The sequence below is a fragment of the Mesorhizobium sp. M5C.F.Ca.IN.020.29.1.1 genome (assembly GCF_003997375.1).
Classification (GTDB): Bacteria; Pseudomonadota; Alphaproteobacteria; order Rhizobiales; family Rhizobiaceae; genus Mesorhizobium; species Mesorhizobium wenxiniae.
On the sequence record NZ_RZSW01000723.1, the window covers coordinates 1 to 2,442 of the forward strand.

The 2,442-nt window shown below is 66.5% G+C and carries 1 protein-coding gene and 1 pseudogene; both read right to left on the reverse strand.

The window, feature by feature from the left end; translation table 11 throughout:
• Nucleotides 1-1,505 (reverse strand): ParB N-terminal domain-containing protein (locus EOA85_RS32675; protein WP_127212466.1); only part of this gene is annotated, 1,505 nt, incomplete at its 3' end.
• Nucleotides 1,506-1,852: 347 nt separating this feature from the next.
• Nucleotides 1,853-2,442: pseudogene (locus tag EOA85_RS32680) on the reverse strand (lactate dehydrogenase); the annotation flags it as partial.

A 2,442-nucleotide genomic window follows, 5' to 3' on the forward strand; every position in this document is an offset into this window, starting at 1 on the left:
AAATGCCCTTCCCTGAAGTGCTCGACGAGCGCGGCCCGCGTGTCCTTCACGCGAGCGCGCGGAAGTATCGGCGTGTCCTTGCACGAGGCCTCCAGTGCCGGGCGGGAGAGGCACGAGAGGAAGTCCTCCGTTCCCATGTTGGGCAGGAAGTTGTCCGCGCCGATCGCGGCGCCGGCAATGCGCGCCACGATGCCGCTGTCGGTGCGGTTTTCCCGCGCCGACAGAGCGTCGATCAGCGAGGAACGCGCCGCACTGCGCAGCGTCTCCATGTGATGGGCAAGTTTGCCGTCCTCGTCGACGAGCCGCACGGCATGGCGATCCATCCGGGCAAACCCGTAGACGTCGTCGGACGCGCCTGACTGGATCGAGATGTTGCGGGCGGCGAGTGCGAGCACGAGCAGCGCCATCAGCGTGTCGTCCTCGATCGGCGCACGGGCAAGCGCCTCGTGCAGGGCGTCGGTGCGCAGGTCGCCGATCATCTCGATGCCCTTGCGGGTCACATCGGGACGGGTGTTCACGACGATCGGAGCATCGTCACCCTCGGCAACAGGCTGTTCGCCTTTCTTGGGCTTTTTTGCCTCCGGCATGCGATAATGCACGGACTGCACCTTGCCGTCGCGGTTGAGATACATCGCCGTGCAATCGGACTTCGCAGGCTTGCCGTAGACGCGTTCGGCCTTGGGCGGCAGCTTCGGCTCGCCCCACTGGCCGGCCTCCACGATTGTTCCCCGCTTCGGCAGGTTGTTTGCCATCCACTCCTGCTGGGCGCCGAGGAACGCCTCGACGTCGGTGGTGTAGCGGCTGTCCTCGTCGGCCGGCGCGAACAGGTCCTCGACCCAGGCGATGCCGTAGGCCTGCGCCAGATCGTCGCCGAAGCTCGCATCGCGCGCATACATCCGGGTCTTTGTGAGGCCCTGCGCCACGCTCCACCACGAGACCTGCGGATCGGACTTCGACGGCTTGTGCTTTTTCCAGACCTCCTTCTGCTCCTCGAGCGAAGCGGCTGCGAGGGTGCGCAGCTGACGCTCGTCCGGCATGTCGCCCTTGGCCATCTGGTCGAGCATCGCCGGCAGCACATTGGCGAGCAGGCGCAGCTTTCTGATCTGGCGGACAGGCAAGGCGAGCGCGACACCGACCGCCTCCTCGGTCCAGCCGAGCGCGACGAGGCGCTCGATGGCGCGCCACTGGTCGACCGGGTTGAGCGGCTCGAAAGCGACGTTCTCGATCATCGATCGCATGGCGCCATTGTCGCTCGCCGCCTCGTAGACGAGGACCTCGATCTCTTCGAGGCCCGCGGCAATCGCCTGCTTCACGCGACGGTGGCCGGCATTGATGATGTAGCCATTACCGCCGCCGGCCTCGGGCGTGATGACGGGTGGCTGCACGATGCCGACGGCCTTGATGGTGGCCAACAGCAGCGCGTCGGCCTGCGGCGTGGATTTTGTCTGACGCATGCGGTCCGGATTTTCCTTCAGCGCGCGCGGATCGACTTTGGTGAGATGCATGGGAATGCTCCTTTCGGGGTTGGGGACCGGCCCGGCCGGGCGGCCCTTTCTCGTCTTCTTCCCGAAGACATCCCCCGGCCCGCGGAGCGGACGGGCCGGTGCAACTGCGGCCGAGCATCCCTGCCCGACCGGACCAGCGGGGCTTTCAGCCCTGCGCAGGACGACGGGCCGGGATCGCGAGCGGCGCGGTTGAGCACCAGCGTCGGCGGTCCGCCCGATCTGCGAGGGGCCTTCCCTTCCTTCTTAATTTCCCCTTCCTCGATACTGGCCTGTAACCGAGCCGTCCGGCGGCGTCATGCATGGCCTGGCCGCCACCTCGCGTTGCTCGGGTCGCTAGCCGCATAGGGTCAGGCGGCGACGGCATTCCCGATGCCCTTGACATCCGCCGCCAGCGCCTTGTCGACCTCCGCGAGTTGGCGGCGCTTTTCTGCCAGTTCCCCGGCGAAGTTGAATTCGCCGCCGTCGCGCGACTGGTAAGAGGCAAGGCGTCGCCGGGCGTCGGCCAGCCTCTGGCGATAGCGCTCCTGCTCTTCCTCCAGACCACACAGCGCGTGCTCGAGGCGAGAAACCGCTCCGAGCGGCGTCACCGTCACCGGCAGCTCGATCTCTTGGGTTGCGCCGGTGCGCATCAGCACCGTGCTGTAGCGATAGCCGTCTCGCCCAAAGCGCTCACCGGCATATTCGAGATCGAAGCCGCCGATCGAGGCGATGACAATCTCGCCCTCCTGCTGCAGCTGCACGAGGGTCAGGATCTCCTTCATCAGCGCACGACCGGCCTCCTTGCGCTCGACGAACGACTTGCCCGTCACAGTCATCGTAAAGGCCTCGCCGGCGGTCGGAACAAGCCGCTCGAGGTCCTGTCCGATCTCGCCAATACGCCGGGTCGAATACTCGATGTCCCGCTCGGCGTCACGGATTTGACGGCGGACGGCATGCT